General features: G+C 63.4%; 17 protein-coding genes and 1 riboswitch. Of the genes, 6 read left to right on the forward strand and 11 right to left on the reverse strand.

The features are described from left to right. Together CXY70_RS05445 and CXY70_RS05450 are read left to right on the forward strand one after the other, a co-directional pair. Positions 1 to 397, forward strand: a 397-nt coding sequence (locus CXY70_RS05445) for an Ig-like domain-containing protein (RefSeq protein WP_199183379.1), incomplete at its 5' end; no start/stop codon positions are given. Between the two features lie 106 nt (positions 398 to 503). Continuing rightward, the gene (locus tag CXY70_RS05450; protein ID WP_104191379.1) at positions 504 to 2,192 is read left to right on the forward strand and encodes a multicopper oxidase family protein; all 1,689 of its coding nucleotides are present in this window, start codon (positions 504 to 506) and stop codon (positions 2,190 to 2,192) included. A gap of 78 nt (positions 2,193 to 2,270) precedes the next feature. On the opposite strand, the gene CXY70_RS05455 is transcribed toward CXY70_RS05450, so the two are convergent. The 5 genes from CXY70_RS05455 to CXY70_RS05475 all read right to left on the reverse strand — a co-directional run bounded on the left by CXY70_RS05455 (position 2,271) and on the right by CXY70_RS05475 (position 8,748). Next, positions 2,271 to 3,620 (reverse strand): sensor histidine kinase, encoded by a 1,350-nt coding sequence (locus CXY70_RS05455; protein ID WP_104191380.1) that lies wholly within the window; start codon positions 3,618 to 3,620, stop codon positions 2,271 to 2,273. Further along, positions 3,613 to 4,356 carry a response regulator transcription factor gene (locus CXY70_RS05460; RefSeq protein WP_104191381.1) on the reverse strand — a complete coding sequence of 248 codons (744 nt, stop codon included), beginning with the start codon at positions 4,354 to 4,356 and terminating at the stop codon, positions 3,613 to 3,615. Before CXY70_RS05460 ends, CXY70_RS05455 begins: the two co-directional genes overlap by 8 nt. A gap of 159 nt (positions 4,357 to 4,515) precedes the next feature. Beyond that, positions 4,516 to 5,952: a BTAD domain-containing putative transcriptional regulator gene (locus CXY70_RS05465; protein WP_233205757.1), complete on the reverse strand. Its 1,437-nt coding sequence runs from the start codon at positions 5,950 to 5,952 to the stop codon at positions 4,516 to 4,518. Between the two features lie 140 nt (positions 5,953 to 6,092). Further along, a complete protein-coding gene (gene thiC / locus CXY70_RS05470) occupies positions 6,093 to 7,763 on the reverse strand; it encodes a phosphomethylpyrimidine synthase ThiC (protein WP_104191500.1) in 1,671 nt (556 codons plus the stop codon). Beyond that, positions 7,757 to 7,864, reverse strand: a riboswitch (TPP riboswitch). (Overlaps the previous gene by 7 nt.) Before the next feature lie 26 nt (positions 7,865 to 7,890). Then, positions 7,891 to 8,748, reverse strand: coding sequence for a LuxR C-terminal-related transcriptional regulator (locus CXY70_RS05475; RefSeq protein ID WP_104191382.1), 858 nt, complete (start codon positions 8,746 to 8,748; stop codon positions 7,891 to 7,893). Between the two features lie 113 nt (positions 8,749 to 8,861). Here CXY70_RS05475 and hxlB point away from each other — a divergent pair, with 113 nt between their 5' ends. The 3 genes from hxlB (at position 8,862) to CXY70_RS05490 (ending at position 11,749) form a co-directional block, all read left to right on the forward strand. Then, the gene (gene hxlB, locus CXY70_RS05480; RefSeq protein WP_104191383.1) at positions 8,862 to 9,446 is read left to right on the forward strand and encodes a 6-phospho-3-hexuloisomerase; all 585 of its coding nucleotides are present in this window, start codon (positions 8,862 to 8,864) and stop codon (positions 9,444 to 9,446) included. Positions 9,447 to 9,503: 57 nt separating this feature from the next. Further along, complete coding sequence (gene hxlA, locus CXY70_RS05485; protein ID WP_104191384.1) at positions 9,504 to 10,127, forward strand: 3-hexulose-6-phosphate synthase; 624 nt, start codon at positions 9,504 to 9,506, stop codon at positions 10,125 to 10,127. 191 nt (positions 10,128 to 10,318) lie between these two features. Then, a complete protein-coding gene (locus CXY70_RS05490; RefSeq protein ID WP_104191385.1) occupies positions 10,319 to 11,749 on the forward strand; it encodes an FAD-binding oxidoreductase in 1,431 nt (476 codons plus the stop codon). A gap of 10 nt (positions 11,750 to 11,759) precedes the next feature. Here CXY70_RS05490 and CXY70_RS05495 read toward each other — a convergent pair whose 3' ends face one another. From CXY70_RS05495 to CXY70_RS05515, 6 genes are all read right to left on the reverse strand, one after another. Next, positions 11,760 to 12,428 (reverse strand): HAD hydrolase-like protein, encoded by a 669-nt coding sequence (locus CXY70_RS05495; RefSeq protein WP_233205758.1) that lies wholly within the window; start codon positions 12,426 to 12,428, stop codon positions 11,760 to 11,762. A 96-nt stretch (positions 12,429 to 12,524) separates the two neighbouring features. Beyond that, entirely contained in the window at positions 12,525 to 13,220 is a 696-nt protein-coding gene (nucS, locus tag CXY70_RS05500) for an endonuclease NucS (RefSeq protein ID WP_104191386.1), read from the reverse strand. Between the two features lie 9 nt (positions 13,221 to 13,229). Then, positions 13,230 to 13,613, reverse strand: coding sequence for a hypothetical protein (locus CXY70_RS17525; RefSeq protein ID WP_146066070.1), 384 nt, complete (start codon positions 13,611 to 13,613; stop codon positions 13,230 to 13,232). Next, on the reverse strand, positions 13,610 to 14,149 hold the full coding sequence (locus CXY70_RS05505) for a hypothetical protein (protein WP_104191387.1): 540 nt from the start codon (positions 14,147 to 14,149) through the stop codon (positions 13,610 to 13,612). Before CXY70_RS05505 ends, CXY70_RS17525 begins: the two co-directional genes overlap by 4 nt. Next, positions 14,146 to 15,186, reverse strand: coding sequence for an SGNH/GDSL hydrolase family protein (locus tag CXY70_RS05510; RefSeq protein WP_158250919.1), 1,041 nt, complete (start codon positions 15,184 to 15,186; stop codon positions 14,146 to 14,148). Before CXY70_RS05510 ends, CXY70_RS05505 begins: the two co-directional genes overlap by 4 nt. Positions 15,187 to 15,527: 341 nt before the next feature. Beyond that, a complete protein-coding gene (locus tag CXY70_RS05515; protein ID WP_104191389.1) occupies positions 15,528 to 16,346 on the reverse strand; it encodes an SDR family oxidoreductase in 819 nt (272 codons plus the stop codon). Positions 16,347 to 16,573: 227 nt separating this feature from the next. Here CXY70_RS05515 and CXY70_RS05520 point away from each other — a divergent pair, with 227 nt between their 5' ends. Then, positions 16,574 to 17,611, forward strand: coding sequence for an extracellular solute-binding protein (locus CXY70_RS05520; RefSeq protein ID WP_104191390.1), 1,038 nt, complete (start codon positions 16,574 to 16,576; stop codon positions 17,609 to 17,611). Positions 17,612 to 17,666: the final 55 nt, after the last annotated feature.

The following is a 17,666-nucleotide window of genomic DNA, read 5'->3' on the forward strand; positions in this document are numbered from 1 at the left end:
GGCCACCCTCTCGGGTATCCGTGACGCGGCCGGCAACGCGATGGCGACGAGCACCTGGTCGTTCATCACCGGTCCGGCTCCGACGATCACCGCACAGAGTCCCGCTGCGGGAGCGACGGCAGTTGGACGGCTGGTAAGCCCGACCGCGACCTTCAGTGAAGCCATCACTGGCTTCACCGCAACGTCGGTGACTGTCACCCGTCCCGGCGCGACGATCGCTTCGACCCTGTCGTTCAACGCGACTACCCGCGTACTGACGATCAACCCGAACGCCACACTCCTGGCAAACACGACGTACACGGTGACCATCACCGGTGGTACGGGTGCCGTGCGAGACCTCGCCGGCAACCCGGTGGCCACCCGCACGTGGTCGTACACGACAGGAGCGGTGAACTAAGACAGTCACTCGAATTTCCCGGCTGGCGACTCTCCTACGAGTCGCCAGCCGGTCACCACAACATCCTAACCAAGCAGTGTGTTTCGAAAAAACAGCAGGAGACGTCATGACATCACGCAGGGAAGTGTTACAGCTGGGAGCATTCGGTGCTCTCGGCGTCATCGGAATGAGTGGAGGAGACGACCCGGTTTCCACCACCCCACTCATAACGAAAAGCCTGCTGGCACCTGCGAACATGCCGGTGCCCTACGCTGGCGTGTTCCGTCGTCCCCCGGAATTATTGCCGTACGAGACAGGATTCGACGACGGAGACCCGTCGCGCCCCTTTGCCCGTTACGCCCTCACCCAGAAGCTCGGTCAGGCCCAGTTCGTTCCCGGACTGTCTACGACGGTCGCCGGCTACAACGGGATTTTTCCCGGCCCGACCATCCGGCTGAGCCAAGGCACCCGGAGCGAGGTGCGCATTCGCAACGCCCTGTCAACCAACGGTCTGCTGCACCCGAGTGCGTTCAATACCGTCACTCACCTGCACGGCTCGGCGTCGCTGCCGCAGTACGACGGGTACGCCAACGACTTCACCGCCGTCGGCAAGGTCAAAAACTATCAGTACCCCAACTGGCAGTCGGCGCGCACGCTGTGGTATCACGACCACAACATGCACCAGACCGCGCAGAATGTGTACGGGGGGTTGGCTGGCATCTATGCCCTGCACGACCCCTTCGAACGGGCGCAGCTGCCCCAGGGCGAATTCGATGTGCCGCTCATGATCTCGGATGCCATGTTCAAAGCCGACGGCTCCCTCGGCTACAACGACAACGGCCACAAGGGAGTGTGGGGTGACATCATCATGGTCAACGGTGTGCCGTGGCCCACGATGAAAGTCAAGCCCCGCATTTACCGGTTTCGAGTGCTGATCGCCTCAGTCGGACGCTCCTACCGGCCGACCCTCTCAACCGGTGAGCCGATTTACATCGTCGGCACCGACGGCGGTATGACGCCCACCGTTCAAGCGGTGAGATCGTGGCGTCAGGGCACGGCCGAACGCTACGAGATTCTGATCGACTTTCGCCGGTACAAGCCGGGGCAAACAGTCGAGCTGCGAAACCTCAGCAACAAGAACAACGTGGACTTCGTCAACACCGGCAAGATCATGAAATTCCAGGTCGTAGCCGACTCCGGTTCGAACGTCGGTTCCATCTCTGCCATCCCTACCTCCCTCGACGACGGAGGCGCGATCCATTCCGAATTGGGCGGCCTGGCCACCATGAGCCTCACCCCCGACATGGCCAAGGTGAAGCGAAAAATGGTGGTGGCGCGCGGTAACGGCCTGTGGAAAATCAACGATACGACCTGGGCCGATGTGGAGGCGTCAAACTTCACCAAGCTGTTCGGTAATCCTCAGCCCTACGACGTAGAGCAGTGGACCATTACCAACTCCTCGGGCGGCTGGTTCCACCCGGTACACATCCACCTGGTGGACGGCAAGATCATCGGACGCAATATCAACGGAGGCAAACCGTTTGCCTGGGAGAAGGGGCCGAAGGACGTCTTCTATGTCGGTGAGAATGAATCCGTCACGGTGCTGATGCAGTTCGATACCGGGAAGGAGGCCGGCGGCCGTTACATGATTCACTGTCACAATCTCTCGCACGAGGACCATGACATGATGATTCAGTTTGCCGTGGGCGATTACCGGGTGAACGATCCGATCACCTCGGACGTTCCCGTGGTTGACAGCACCCCGATGGGCTCCTACCCGCCGGCTTATCGGCCGGGATTGCCGGCGGGTACCTGATGTTTTACGTGAATTGGCTGGTTTCGGCGGGGAGGCCGACGAAAAAGCTGACCTCCCCGCCCTGCGCGCTGAGCTTGGTTACCGTATTCGAGCGGGAGCAATCCGTTCAAGGGTCGCCATGACCGACGTACCACCGCCCCTCCAGGACCGTACCTCAAGTGTGCCGCCGGCGACCTCGATGGTATCGCGCATAATGCGTAGGCCCAGATGATTTTCGGGGGCATCTTCGGACAAATCGAAGCCACATCCATTGTCGTGGATGAGCAGAATAGTTCGGTCCGCATCTTGCATGAGCGACAGCTCCAAAATCCCGGCCTTGGCGTGCTTGACGGTATTGGCGAGCACCTCTCTGGCCACCCGATAAAACATGGCGGCTCGGTCTCGATCAAGTTCACAGTCGGGGGGAATATGCAATTTGACCGTGATGCCGTGCTCAAGCAGCGGTGCGGCCAGCCGAGTGAGGGCGGCCGGCAGCCCGAGTTCGGCCAGATCGGGCGGGTAGAGCTCGGTGGTCATGGCGCGCAGGGTGCGGACATTCTTTTGCAGGATGGCCTTAGCCTGGCCGAAGAGCGCCTGGTTCTCAGGGGGTGAGTGTCGTTCCTCGGCCTCGAGGGCATAGGACAGTCCAGCAAGATCCTGGATGACTTCGTCGTGCAGGTCGCGCGCAATGCGCTGTCGTTCCAGATCGGAAGCGTCGATCGCGTGCTGCAGCAGTCGGCGCTTGATTGATTGGTGGCCCTGAATGCGCCGGGCGAGCCGCACGGCCGGGAATAGCTGGGCCAGTTGCAATGCGCCGAGCGACAGCAGGAACGCGGGGATGAGACCGACAACGAGAGCATTCTGCTCATCATGGACCGCGTCGTCGTTGAAGTAGGCCTCGAGAATCAGCGCTTGGCCGTTGGCAGCGGTGGTGCGTACGTGCACCTCGACCAATTCGCCGGATTGGGATTCGTTCAGGTCGTCTGCGCCGTCCTGCACGCCGAGATTGGCACGCCCCTTTCCGCCAGCGAGTAGCTCTGGAGCAAAGCTGGGGAGGTCGAAGACCTCTCCGATCAGGGATGGAAAATCGGAGTAGACGATGCGACCCTCGGTGTCCCAGACCTTGACCCGCACGAGGGAGCCGTCGGAGATGCGGGGGGCGAGGCGGTCATCGAGGTACCGAGCGGCCCCGGGCGCACCGGCGATGAGGTTGTCGCTCACGAGCGGCCCGACGGAGTAGTCGGCGAGGCGCTGGGTCTGCTGGATGGCATTTTCCATGGCATTGCTCTGGGATTCAGCTCGAACCCACAGGCCGACCGGCGCGGCGATGACAATCATTGCGAAGGCGCCGACAGCAATAAAACGACTTACAGCGGCGCGAACCTCTGAGCGTTCCTCTGACCGGGTTCGGTCGATTTTGCTCGGTCTCGCCGCCTTCGGATTAGACATGCTGCGCGGGAACCAAACCCAGTCGAGTGGCGATGACGACGGCCTCCAATTGTGAGTGTGCTCCGAGCTTGCCTAGGATCGCTTTGACGTAGCCTCGGCAGGTGTTCTCAGAAATTCCGAGAACTTTGGCGTTGGCCCGCACATCGGAGCCTTCGCCCATAAGGCGGAGCACAGCGAGCTCACGCTTCGTGAGATCGGGAAAGGGGATCTCTTCGCTGCGCTGCCGCCGTCGGGCGCTCAACAGGCTGACGAGGGACGGATGCACAATGAAACCGCCGATGCGCGCGTGCCGCAGGGTATCGAGCACCGTTGCGAGCGATCCGTCCTTGGGCAGGAACGCGCACACCCCGATTGCGGCGGCCTGCTCAAGGGCCTCGAGGGCAGGGTCGCCCGTGAGGATGACAATGCGGGTATGAGGCGCGCGGGCGAGGATCGCGGTGGCCGCGACGAGGCCACTGCCGTCGGGCAAGTGGTAGTCCATGACGACGACGTCGGGGAGCAGCTCCAAACAGGCGGCGATGCCGCTGGCCACGCTGTTAACCGAACCCACGCTGCACAGGTCGGGTTCACGATTGAGGGAACCCATGAGCAGTTCGGCGAAGGTCGTGTGGTCATCGACGATGAGTATGCGGATTTGTCCCAGGACCGTCTGACCCACGGCGGCGGAACCAGTTAGGGAGGCGGTAGCGGTAGTCCCCTGCACGCTGGGTTCGATCGGGGACATCTGCGCGGTCATGTGCGGAGACCTCTCTGCCCGTTCGTGAGCCTCGATGCCGTCGGAGAACGCCGTGCTTTTCCGATTGGCGCCTCCAGTATCAATAAAAGCTCAGTTTTTGTCGAGTCCTGTCTCTTTGCCCCCCCATGTGGTATGGCGGTGGGCGCAGGTTCGTCCAGCTCAGACGTGCGCGACGGCGCGTCGCAGAAATGACGTGACAACATCAGTGGCCTCCCGGAGGGAATCCGCGACCAGCTCTGGTCGAGGGTGAGTAGTGGTGGCAAGGCGCGAGGTCGTGCCTCTGGCGCGTGACGCTCGGAGTTGATCGTGCAACGTGAGCAGGGCGGAGAGTACGTCGGCCAGGTCGCCGTCCCCGTCAGCTGTGGCATGCAATAATCGCAGCTGGGCGGCGCGCAAAATCGCGCCGGGAGCGCAGCCCAACTCGTTCTGCATTGCCCGGCGACACCGGTCATAGGCCTGAAGCCCCTCGGCGTGACGCCCGCTCATCTCCAGGCTGAGGATGAGGGCCGTCCAGGCCCGCTCGTTCAACGGCTCGTCGATCAGGGCGAGATTCGCGAAATCGAGAGCATCATCAATGCGGTGCAGGGCTGCGGCGGTTTCCGAGGCGAGAATGCGGGCGCTGGTGAGGCGAGCGGCATGCAGGTCGCGGGCTTCTGATGCCCAGGCCGGAATGAGCTCGTCGCCGAGCAGTGGCGCGGCGGCGAGATCCAGAGCCCGCAGCAACAAAGGGTAAGCGAGGCCGGGAAGGGTCTTCTGCGCTCGTTGCAACAGAACGTCGAACTGGTCTAGGTCGACGTCGACTAGGTCACGGTCCAATACGTAGCCGCCAGTCGTGGTTTGCAGCGGCCCGAATTTTCCCGCGCCCGGCTGCAGATGCCGACGCAGAACACTCACGTAGCTTTCGAGAGTGGGCAGCGCCTCGACCGGAGCATTGGCGCCCCAGAGCAGTTCAATCAGTCGGTCCTTGGAAACTGGCAGCCCGAGGTTCACAAGCAGAATCTCGAAAATCTGTCGTGGTTTGGGTCCGCCCAATTGATGGGCGTGCAGTACGGTCGACCCCCGTCGAACGCTGAGGTTTCCAAAGACGTGCACGTTCAGGTGGGCCATGGTTGTCGCGGTCGGCTGTACTCGTGTGTCGAATCCGGTTGTCATGACGACCTCCATTGGTGGAATGCACTCATGGTGCCCGCTTGCCGATGGGCGGGGGTAGCCGCGTGTGAGGTAGACACTTACCCCCAATTTCGGGGAATATTTTCGCGGCGCGACGTGGTGTCCGGTTCCCAGAGATAAACGCGCCCCCTGTGGGCCGTCCAGCACGAGGGCGATGGCCTGATTCGGGATTTCGAAAACCAGGGTGGCCGGAACGGATTCGGCGTCGAAAGAGAGGCCAGCGGCATCCACTGATGTGAGCTCGAGCAGAATGCGCACGCGGTGAGCTCCGGGCTGCACCGGGCTGTCCAGACGGTCTGCTGCGCTCGGTGGCACCCAACCGTCGAATTTGAGCGGGATGACCGCGCTGATGCGGGCCAGCCCGCCCGGTATGGCGGCTGTGTCGCCGAACGCGGTGCTCGGCTTCGTGCCGGTGAGAAGCAGCACACAGGCCAACGCTGCCATCACGAGCCAGGCGACGGCCAGCGGGATCAGGATCCTGCGGCGACGCTAGAACAGGGTGCGGTGCGGCTGCGTCTACCGGGTACTTTCACCGTGCCGCACGGCGTCGTCGGGGTGAACCAGAATCAGTGCTCGTCTGTCCCGAGCACACGCAGCGGCAGGTAGACCGAACTGCCCAGTCGGGTGAACTCGGCAGATTTCTCGGCCATGCCGGCCTCAATAGCCTCGAGGCTGGTGAGGCCGTTTTCTTCGGCGTAGACCCGTACATCCGCTGAAATGCGCATGGAACAAAACTTAGGACCGCACATACTGCAGAAGTGGGCGGCTTTGGCTGGCCCGGCAGGAAGCGTCTCGTCATGAAAGCTCTGGGCGGTGTCTGGGTCCAGCGAGAGCGCGAATTGGTCTGTCCAGCGAAACTCGAACCGGGCACGACTGAGCGCGTTGTCGCGCTCCTGCGCACGCGGATGCTGCTTGGCCAGGTCGGCGGAATGGGCGGCGATCTTGTAGGTGATCACGCCGGTCTTCACGTCGTCGCGGTTGGGGAGCCCGAGGTGTTCCTTGGGGGTGACGTAGCAGAGCATCGCGGTGCCGGCCTGGGCGATGATGGCCGCGCCGATCGCACTCGTGATGTGGTCGTAGGCTGGCGCAATATCAGTGGCGAGCGGGCCGAGCGTGTAGAACGGTGCCTCCTCGCAGAGTTCTTCTTCCAGGCGCACATTTTCGACGATTTTGTGCATCGGCACGTGGCCGGGTCCCTCGATCATTACCTGCACGCCGTAGGATTTTGCGACCTTCGTCAGCTCGCCCAGGGTGCGCAGCTCGGCGAACTGGGCCTCGTCGTTGGCATCGGCGATGGATCCGGGGCGCAGGCCGTCGCCGAGCGAGAAGGTCACGTCGTAGCGGCGCAGAATCTCGCACAACTCCACGAAGTGGGTGTACAGAAAGCTCTCCTGATGGTGAGCAAGGCACCAGGCGGCCATGATCGATCCACCGCGCGAGACGATTCCGGTGACCCGGTTGGCGGTGAGCGGCACGTAGCGCAGCAACACGCCGGCGTGCACGGTCATATAGTCGACACCCTGCTCGCACTGCTCAATCACGGTGTCGCGGTAAATCTCCCAGGTGAGCAGTGCCGGGTCACCGTTGACTTTTTCGACGGCCTGATAGAGCGGAACGGTGCCCACCGGAATGGGCGAGTTGCGCATGATCCACTCCCGGGTGAGGTGGATGTCCTTGCCGGTCGAGAGATCCATCAGGGTGTCTGCTCCCCAGCGCGCGGCCCAGACCATTTTCTCGACCTCCTCGGCGATCGATGAGGTCACGGCGGAGTTGCCGATGTTGGCGTTGATTTTCACGGTGAAGGCCTTACCGATGATCATCGGCTCGCTTTCGGGATGCTTATGGTTGGCCGGAATGACTGCCCGGCCGCGCGCCACTTCGTCGCGCACGAGCTCGACGGAGACGCCCTCGCGGGCGGCGATGTAGGCCATTTCCGGAGTGACGATACCGGCCCGAGCCCAGACCAGCTGGGTCGCAGCGCCGTCGACGGGCAGCGGATGCTCCCACCCGGCCCGCTCCCGCGGCAGGCCCTCCTCGAGATCAATGGTGGCCGCGTCGTCGGTGTACGGGCCCGAAGTGTCATACAGGTCGAAGTGCTCGCCGTTGCTGAGGTTCACCCGACGGACCGGAATGTGAAGCCCGGGCCAGTGTTGCACCGGTTCGTAGCGTTTACTGCTGCCCTGGATCGGGCCGGTGGTGACAGTTTGGGAGATAATTGATTCGTCAATTGTGCGCATGTAATCGAACTTCCTACGCCGGCATTACCCGGACAGGTTCAACGGTCGACGGCCCTGGCCGTCCTCTCAGCTCGCTGGTGCGCGCTCCCGTGGTGGTGTGTGTCTTCTGACCCCTTCACCCTAGCGGTCAGCGGGCGAGGGCGGCCAACTCGGCACGGGTCGAGGCGCCCACCTTGCGCAGCAGATTGGCCACGTGAAACTTCACGGTGTTCTCGCTGATGGTCAGCGCCTCGGCGATCGCCTTATTGCGTGCGCCCGACGCCACGAGCTCGAGCACGCCACGTTCGCGTGGGCTGAGCCCCCAGGCCGCAGCGGCAGAAACGGATGCCGTGGGCGCGTCGAGTGGCAGTGACACCGCCATCTCGGACCCCCAGCCGGCGGTCGCCTCGACGCCCAGGGTGCCGCTGAGAGCGACGACGCGGGCGGCGAGTTGGCGCACGCTGGGAACCTCCGCGTCGAGGTCGCCCGGTCCGTCGTCGCGAATGCGAATGAGCAGGTTGCTGCCGTCGCAGTCCCATTGCACGCGCACCCGGGCGACCCCGGTCTGCTCGACCAGGGCGAGCACGGCGCCGCGCACGATGGCGCGGGCTTCATGGGCGACCTCACCGGGCAGGGCACGCCCATTCACCGGTGGCTCGATAAACTGCACGTCGAGGTCACCGAAACGCACGAGCGGGCGCAGATCGTCGCGCAGCCGTTCGAAGGCCTGAGCCACGGGTTCCTCGGTGAGGCTACGATCCAGGTCACTCACCGCGCGCAGCGCGACCATTGCAGCGGCGGCCAGCTCGGTGGCTTTCTGGCGGGCGGCCGTGTCACTCGTGCTACCCGAGCGCAGCACGGCGAGCAGGGTTTCCAGCGTGGTCGCGTGCGCGTCGGTCAGGTCGGCGATGAGTTTGGAGCGTTCGGCCGCCGCGCTGCGCGCGGTCTGCGCGGTGGAACTGGCAGGGCGAGTGCCGGGCTCAGTGGGGGTTGCGAAGATCGTCATAGGTCTATCCTACCCGGGCCATCCGCGATGCCCACTCATAGCCATCCGTTTGGGTAGTTAAACCGTTCTTTTGGCGGGCAGTACTCCCGCTCGAAGGAGTGGAGTATTGACCTATGACCGAAACGACAACCATCCCAACTGCAGCGGACGCCCTCGGGCTCATTTTCGCTGAGAACAGCCACGTCGTCGACGCGCTGCGGTCTGCATCCGCTTCATCGCTCGAGGAGGCTGTCACCGTGCTCGCTGCGGCGCCTCGAATCTTCGTGCTGGGTGCCGGCCGCTCCGGCCTGGCTTTGAAGATGACCGCTATGCGGCTGATGCATCTCGGACTCGACGTGCACGTTGTCGGCGAGGTGACCAGCCCAGCGATCGCCTCGGGCGATCTACTGTTGGTTGCGAGTGGCTCCGGAACGACGGGCGCCATTGTGCGAGCCGCCGAAACGGCTCACAGTGTGGGCGCGAACATGCTCGCGCTTACCACTGCTCCCGAGTCGCCGCTCGGGCGGCTTGCTGCGGTGACCGTGGTCATTCCGGCCGCGACCAAGCAGGACCATGCCGGACAGATGTCGGCCCAGTATTCGGGCGGTCTGTTCGAGCAGGCCGTGCTGCTCGTTGGTGATGCCCTGTTTCACACGCTCTGGCAATTGAGCGGGGCCACGGCCGAACAGCTTTGGCCGCGTCACGCCAACCTCGAATAGGGCGCGTACCCCCACAAGAACTTTTCACTCTTCATCACTATCAGAAAGCAGAATGCCATGAAGCTCCAAGTAGCAATGGACGTATTGACCACCGAAGCCGCGCTCACGCTGGCCGCTCAGGTTGCCCCGCACGTTGACATCATCGAACTCGGCACCCCGCTAATCAAGGCAGAGGGCCTGCGCGCCGTCACCGCGATCAAGGCCGCGCACCCCGACAAGATCGTCTTCGCCGACCTCAAGACCATGGATGCCGGCGAGCTCGAGGCCGACATCGCCTTCGCCGCCGGCGCCGACCTCGTGACCGTGCTCGGCACGGCCGGTGACAGCACCATCATCGGAGCCGTCGCTGCTGCAACCAAGCACGGCAAGGGCATCGTTGTCGACCTTATCGGCGTTGCCGACAAGGTCACCCGCGCCCGCGAGGTCACCGCGCTCGGCGCTCAGTTCGTGGAGATGCACGCTGGTCTTGACGAGCAGGCCGAGCCCGGCTTCTCGCTCGCAACGCTGCTCAACCAGGGCGAGACCGCCAAGGTTCCCTTCTCCCTCGCGGGCGGCGTGAACCTGTCGACCATCTCTTCGGTGCAGCGCGCCGGAGCAACGGTCGCCGTTGCCGGCGGAGCAATCTACGGCGCCGAGGACCCAGCCGCTGCCGCTGCCGCCCTGCGCGCCGCGATCATCTAGTCCCAGCGATTAATCTGGTGCCGTCCCGCTTCTGCGGGGCGGCACTACTGCGTTAAGCGCATGCCCGGCCTCTCCCGCAAAACCGGACGGGGCCCGGGCCCCGTCCATGGGCCCAGTCTATAAACTGGGCCCGAGGATCGGGCCCGGGCCCCGTCCGGAGGAGAGGACGACACCATGGCGAGCCGCCACACATGAGCAGCACGATTTTCGACCGAGCCCGGCCCGCAGCATCCGTGGTGGCCGCTGCGCTCGTCGGTACCCGGCAGAGCTCCTTTTGGCTCGATGACCTCGTTCCGCGCGCGAACTATCCCCGCCTTTCGGGCAACCTCAACTGCGACCTCGCTATCGTCGGGGGCGGCTACCTGGGCTTGTGGAGCGCGGTGCTCGCGAAGCAGCAGAATCCGGCGGCGCGAGTGGTGCTGCTGGAGGCGCGCACGGTGGGCTGGGCAGCATCTGGACGCAATGGCGGTTTCTGCGAGGCGAGTCTCACCCACGGCGAAGAGAACGGGCGCCGCCGTTGGCCAGAGGAGATCGACCGGCTGACGGAGCTCGGCCAGGAAAATCTCGACGAGATGGAGCACGCCGTGGCGAGCCTCGGCCTCGACTGCGATTTCGAGCGCACCGGAGCCATCGACCTGGCCGTCGAGGAGCACCAGGTTCAGTGGTTGCGCGAAAAAAACACCGACGACAACACCGTCTTTCTCGATGCTGCGGCACTGCAGGCCGAGGTGGCTTCGCCGACCTACCTCGCGGGGGTCTGGCACCGCCGTAGCAACGCCCTCGTGCATCCGGGCAAGCTGGCCGCCGAACTGGCGCGCGTGGCCAGCAATCTCGGGATTGAGATTTTCGAGCACTCGCTCGTGCAGGCTCTCGACACCGCAGGGCTCACGCCGGCGCAGGGCACCCGAATCGTAACAGCGGGCGGCACCGTGACCGCCCAGAAGACAGCGCTCGCCACGAACGTTTTCCCGTCGCTGCTCAAGCGCAACAAGCTCGCGACCGTGCCGGTCTACGACTACGTGCTCATGACCGAACCGCTCGATGCGAGCAAGCTCGCCTCGATCGGCTGGCAGCACCGGCAGGGCCTCAGTGACCTGGCCAACCAGTTTCATTACTACCGGCTGAGCGCCGACAACCGCATTCTGTTCGGCGGCTACGACGCCGTTTATCACTACGGCGGCCGGGTGCGCAGGTCCTACGAGAACCGACCTGAAAGCTTTGAAAAGCTCGCGAGACACTTCTTCACGACGTTTCCGCAACTGGCCGGCGTGCGATTCAGCCACAAATGGGCCGGTGCCATCGACACCTCGACCCAGTTTTGCGCTTTCTTCGGCCAAGCACGCCAAGGGCGCATCAGCTACGCGGCCGGATTCACCGGCCTCGGCGTGGGGGCCACCCACTTCGCGGCCAAGGTCATTCTGGACCAGCTGGCCGACCGCACCACAGAACGCACTGAACTGGCCATGGTGCGGGGCCGTCCACTTTCATTCCCCCCGGAACCCATGGCATCCGCTGGAATTCAGGCCACTCGGTGGGCGCTGGGCCGCGCCGACCACAACCGGGGAAAACGTAATTCCCTGCTCAAGACCCTTGACGCGCTGGGGCTTGGCTTCGACTCCTAAACGCCAGGTCTCAGCCGAGCAGCAAGCGCCCGAGCTGATCGGTCGAGTGCACGACGGCGGTCGCTGCGGCGGCTTCGGCGGGGGAGCCGTAGCCCCACTCCACCAAAATGGCGGGAATACCGTTGACCTGGGCGCCGATGGCGTCGTAGCTGCGGTCGCCGACCATGACGGCGCCGCTGGTGTCGACGCCGGTTGCGCCGAGGCGCGCCAGGGCCTCGGCGACGATGTCGGCCTTGTGGCTGCGGGTCTCGTCAGCGGATGCACCGACCGTTGCCGTGAAGTACTTCGCGAGGTCGAAGTGCGTGAGGATGGCGATCGCACTCAGTTCCGGCTTGCTGGTGGCCAGGGCTAGAGGAATGCCCGCTGCGTGGATGCGCTCGAGCAGGCCAGCGATGCCGGGATAAACCGCGGTATCGAGAGCTGCGGCACCGTGATACTCGTTCCGGTAGACCGCGATGGCCTCGTGAGCCTCGTCGGGGGTCATACCCGCGTATTCCTGAAAGGCGTCGAGCATGGGCGGGCCGACATAGGCGAGCAGTTCGGAGGCCGAGGGAACGGGGCGGCCGAGCAACGTGAAGGTGCGGGCCAAAGAGCTGGTGATGGCCGGGGCGGAATCGGTGATGGTTCCGTCGAGGTCGAAGAGGATGGCGCTCCAGGTGCGCGTCAGAGTGGGATTCACTCGCACCAGCCTAGGCGATCCAGACACACTTCCCCCATTTACCCATTTTTTCTCAGCTTGTGCCCGGTTAGTGGTCGCCGGCCCGCGATAGGCGAGTTAGAAGAGCTTCGAGGCCGTATCGTCGAGTCCGCGCATGGCGTCGTAGTCGAGCAACAGGCAGCGGATGCCGCGATCCTCGGCGAGCTTGCGAGCCTGCGGCTTGATCGTTTGCGCGGCGAAAACTCCGCTGACCGGCGCCAGATGCGGGTCACGGTTCATGAGTTCGAGGTAGCGCGTGAGCTGCTCAACGCCGTCGATGTCACCGTTGCGCTTCAGCTCTACCGCGACCGACCGGCCGCTCGCGTCCTGCGCGAGGATATCGACCGGCCCGATCGCCGTCATGTACTCACGGCGTACAAAGGTGAAGCCGTCACCGAGCAGATGGATGTGCTCGGCCAGTAACTTCTGCAGGTGTGACTCGGCGCCGTCCTTGATCAGGCCGGGGTCGATGCCGAGTTCGTGCGCGGAGTCGTGCTGCACCTCGTAGACGCTGACCACGAGCTGGTCGGCGGTCTTGGCGTGGGTGACCGTCCAGAGAGCGGTGATGCCGGCATCCGCTTGATCACTGTCGGGTTCGGAAATGGTGACGGAGCAGGGCGGGCTCATCCAGTTGAGCGGCTTGTATGAGCCGCCGTCGGAGTGCACGAGCACACTGCCGTCGGACTTGATCATCAGCAGGCGGATGGCAAGCGGCAGATGCGCACTGAGACGCCCGGCATAGTCAACGGAGCATTTCGCAATTACAAGGCGCACTGGTCGAGCTTACGGCCTCACGTCGTTCGTGGGAGTCAGGATCTCGCCGAGGTAGATGACGGAGTTACAGCTAAATCCACCGCTGGTCAGGTCCGATTCCAGCTGCCAGTACGCTCTTCCGAAGCGCTGGCAGACCAGACCGCCCACGTCGCCCTCGACCACGGTGTAACGCAATATGCCACTGGCATCTGTTTCAGTTGTTCCCATGGCGCCTTGGACGGGACCGGAATCAACGATCGCTTCTGGTACGGGCGTCGACGACGTCGTTGGACCAGCTTGGGGAGTGGCCGCTTCGGCCGGGCTGGGTTCAGGCGTGGACGACGGGCCGCACGCCGTCAGGGCCAGGGTCGCCGCCAGCGCAGTGACCATGAGTAAAGTGCGTGGAGGCCTCATTTGCTGCGCACCTCATCCAGTGAAACGTCTTTGGAACGTGGGCCCGGGAAGGTGATCGTGATGAGGTTCTCCGGGCAGGTAACCTCTTCGATCGCAGCATTCTCGGGTTGTGCCGGTGTGCCGAGCTGGCGCACGCAGAGGTACGCGATTTCGTAGTCCTGCCCGGTCCAGTCTGAGGTCGCTCCCCGCCCGGAAACCAGCACTTCCGTGTACAGCTGATCCCCGTCAGTTCCGGTGGCGTACAGAGCCACCCCGGTTCGGTCGAAGTCACTGCGCAAAACGTCGTCGCGCGTTTTGGCTGTGAGCAGGGCCGTTCGAAACTCTGTTTCGTTCGCTCGAATCGCCGCTAGAGCTTCGTCCCGGTCGGCGAAACTTGCGAGAACTTCTCCAAAGTACGATTCCGCGTAGGGAAGCATTGATTCGACCTCGGCGACCGCCAGCGAGCGGGCGCTGGCGGCAAACTGGACGCATCCCGTCAGGAGACTTGCTCCCACAATCGCCGTGGAAACACCCCCTAGTCGGCCCCAGAGAATCATGGGTACACTCCCGTCAAAGTCGATTCCATGACCCTGGCATAGAGGTCAGTTCCAAATTTGTTCGGGTGCACGGATTGCATGGAAACGCCGAGGCCGAAGTTCGGCCCAGGCACCGGAATAGTGATCATCGGCTTGTCACCCGGTGTGAGCTCGAATTGTAGTCCGTTGATCGCCGAGTTTTCCGTGCAGAGATTATGACCGGAGAATGCTGCTGTTGGATCACCGAAAACGACGGGCGCATCGACGGTTGATTGAGCCAAGGCTGAGTCCCGCAGTGCGTCGTTGAGCTGATCCGAGATGCCATTGAGCCAAGCCATCTCCTCATCATGAATCTGAACGCAATCCGCACCGGTCTCAAAAATCTGCGGATAGCCCATGAGCAGCACAACGGCTGTCGGCGCCTTGGCCCGAATCTGCTTCAGCACTGTCTGTACCGATGCAGGGACATCAACTGCGACCCGATTCATCGTCGCTTGCTTGATGAAAACGCCACCGTCGTACTCCAGTTCCATGGCTCCGCAGTCTCGATTGGTCCACCGGGCTGTCATGCAGGCTTTAAGTACCTCACCGAATCGGGCGTCATTCCCGCCAATCGACAGTGTGACGAGCGTCGTGTTCTCGTCAACGAAACCGCGATCCAATTGACTCACCTCACCAAACTGACCCCTTCCTTCGTTACCGGCATAATCGGTTGGCTTGGTTTCAGTGGCTGTAGAGAACGGGAGGAGATTCATGGCTTCTGCTCCCGAACAAGCGAGCAGATGGTAGTCGAGGTCGCTTGCTCTGGAGTTAAAGTCTTCGCCGATGGATTGGCTGTTACCGGGCAGCGACGCTTTCAATGACCAAGCTTCGGCCGAACGATGACAGGCGTTTCGAAACCGCGAGTCTTCTCCATCGACAGTCTTTGTTCCATGGTGATCCGATTCCAAATAATAGTTGGATCCGTCGGGTTCAGACGCGCCTTCGCCTGAAGAGTAGGAATCCCCGAGGGCAACGACGAAATCGTTCGGCTTGCTGTCGAGCGGTTCGAAAGCCACTGCATCCCAGGCGATATCATCGACCCCGTCGCCGTCCTGAGTGACGTTGGACAGCGAGACCGTGCACGGCAACGACGATCGTGCCCAAAAGCAGCATGGCCATGAACAAGAGGTGCGGAGAGTCCGAAGATGAGCAGGCCGACCCGGGCGGTATCGAGTGCGAGCCCGTCGCTCACGGCGGGAACCCGAGACATTCAGCTGGCGAAGCCGAGGCCCGACACGAAGAACGCCGCGAATACGGCATTGCGCCAACCGAGCGGGGGCGGCTCGGGGGCGGACGGCCTCAACTCGAGACGCGCAGGGAGATCAAAGGTACAACGAGTGCCACCCGAACGATTTGCCTAGATGCTGCGGTGGTCTCGTACCGCGGATTCCAAATCTACGAGCCCGGGGGCCATCGCGGCATCGACGGCCATAGGGTCGGAGACGTTGAGCTCCTGCATGCCACGCCGGCCTTCGGGGGCCGTGTTGATTTCGTGGTCGCCAGCCTCCAGCCCGGCCAGAACATCGGCGATAACGTCGTCGAGGGATCGACGCTCCCAGCCCGGCGAGGCGGCGGCGTTCTGCGATGACATCATGTCCGTATCCGTCGCGCCAGGATAAACGGTCGCGACGTGCACTCCCAATCCGGTCAATTCGCGGCGCAGGGATTCTCCGAAACGAGCGAGGCCGGCCTTAGTGGCGGCATAGACGGAATAAAACGGCATGCCAACGAGTGCGATCCCGCTGGAAATGTTCAGGACGATGCTGTCTCGGTCGGCGCCGGCGCGAAGACGCGGCAGTACTGCCCGGGTCAGAAGCACGGGGGCAACGAGGTTGAGGTCAATCATCGATCGGATGTCGGCCTCGCTGGTCAGTTCGAGCCGCCCGGCCCGCACGTTGCCGGCATTGTTCACGAGCAGGTCCACGGTGGGCCACGACTCGATGGCCTCAGAAACTCGGTCAACACTATTAGGCAGGGTGAGATCCTGCGTCAAGACTTCGGCCGTGCCTCCGGCGGCTTCGACCAGCCGCGCTGTCGCGACGAGCGTTGACTCTTTCCGGCCCACCAAAAGCAGGTGTGCGCCGCGCGATCCGAATTCAACAGCCAGGCCCCGCCCTATTCCCTGCCCTGCGCCGGTGATGATGCCGTGTCGGTTGATTAGATCCAAAATTGTCATTCCTTCGTATCGCACGAGACAGACAGCGACTGCCTGAACCGCATCGCTTGGTGGGTTGAACGGTCTGCTGTCTCGGGCTATTCCCCCCGAGCGCTCCGCCAAAGATCGGGCGTCGCAATCGGCGACGCCATGCGGCCTGCCGCTGTCGAGTGGATCTACGATTCGCCCCGCCGACAAAGTTAGCGTAGCCTTACCTTAGAAATTGTTCGCCACGTCTCTGGAGTCCCATGCGCATACCCTTCCCCGTCGCCGCCCTCCTGGCTGGCGCCTCTGTACTCGCCCTTGCCGGCTGCACCCAGGCCGCCGAGCCGTCAGCATCAGCGGAAACCAGCGATAACGCCTTCACCCTCTACTCGGGTCGCGACGAAGCACTCATCCAGCCGCTGATCGACCAGTTCGAAGAGCAGAGTGGCATCAGCGTCGAGGTACGCTACGGCAACACCGCCGAGCTCGGCGCGCTGCTCCTCGAAGAGGGCGAGGCCACTCCAGCCCAGGTGTTTCTCGCGCAAGATGCCGGCGCGCTCGGCGCCCTCGCCAACGCCGACCTGTTCGCGACGCTGCCAGCAGCGACGACCGACAAGGTCCCGGCCGGATTCACCTCGACCGACGATACCTGGGTCGGCGTCACCGGCCGCGCTCGCGTGATCACCTATGACAGCCAAGCAATGACTGCGGCCGACGTGCCTACCAGTGTTGATGCCTTCACCGACCCGGCCTGGGCCGGAAAGTTTGGCATCGCGCCGACCAACGCGAGTTTTCAGGCCTTCGTCACCGCCTATCGCGTGCTGAACGGTGAAGAAGCCGCCGACGAGTGGGTCGCCGCCGTTGCCGCCAACGACCCGGTCATCTTCGACAACAACCGCGCCATTCTCGCCGCCGTCAACGATGGCATCATCGAGGCCGGACTCATCAATCATTACTACTGGTTTGCCATGGCAGCTGAGACCGGCGCAGAAAACATGCGCGCGCAGCTGTCCTACCCGGAGGCCGGCGACGCTGGATCCATCGTGAACGTGGCCGGCGCCGGCCTGCTCGCCGGAGCGGCCGAAGACGCCGACGCGCTCGAGTTCATCGACTATCTCGTCGGCACCGATGCCCAGCAGTATTTCGTCGACGAGACCTACGAGTACCCGCTCATCGCCGGTATTGACGCCCCGGCCGGCTTGCCCGAGCTTGACTCGCTCGTCAACCCCGACCTCGATCTGGCTGACCTCGACACCCTCGCTGACACCCAGGCCCTGCTCGGCAAGCACGGCCTGATCTAACATTGCAGCAGTGAAGGCGCGGTTGCGGGCTCGGGTCGGCGGCCGAGCCCTACCC

The organism is Cryobacterium sp. Y82 (genome assembly GCF_002929495.1).
GTDB lineage: Bacteria > Actinomycetota > Actinomycetes > Actinomycetales > Microbacteriaceae > Cryobacterium > Cryobacterium serini.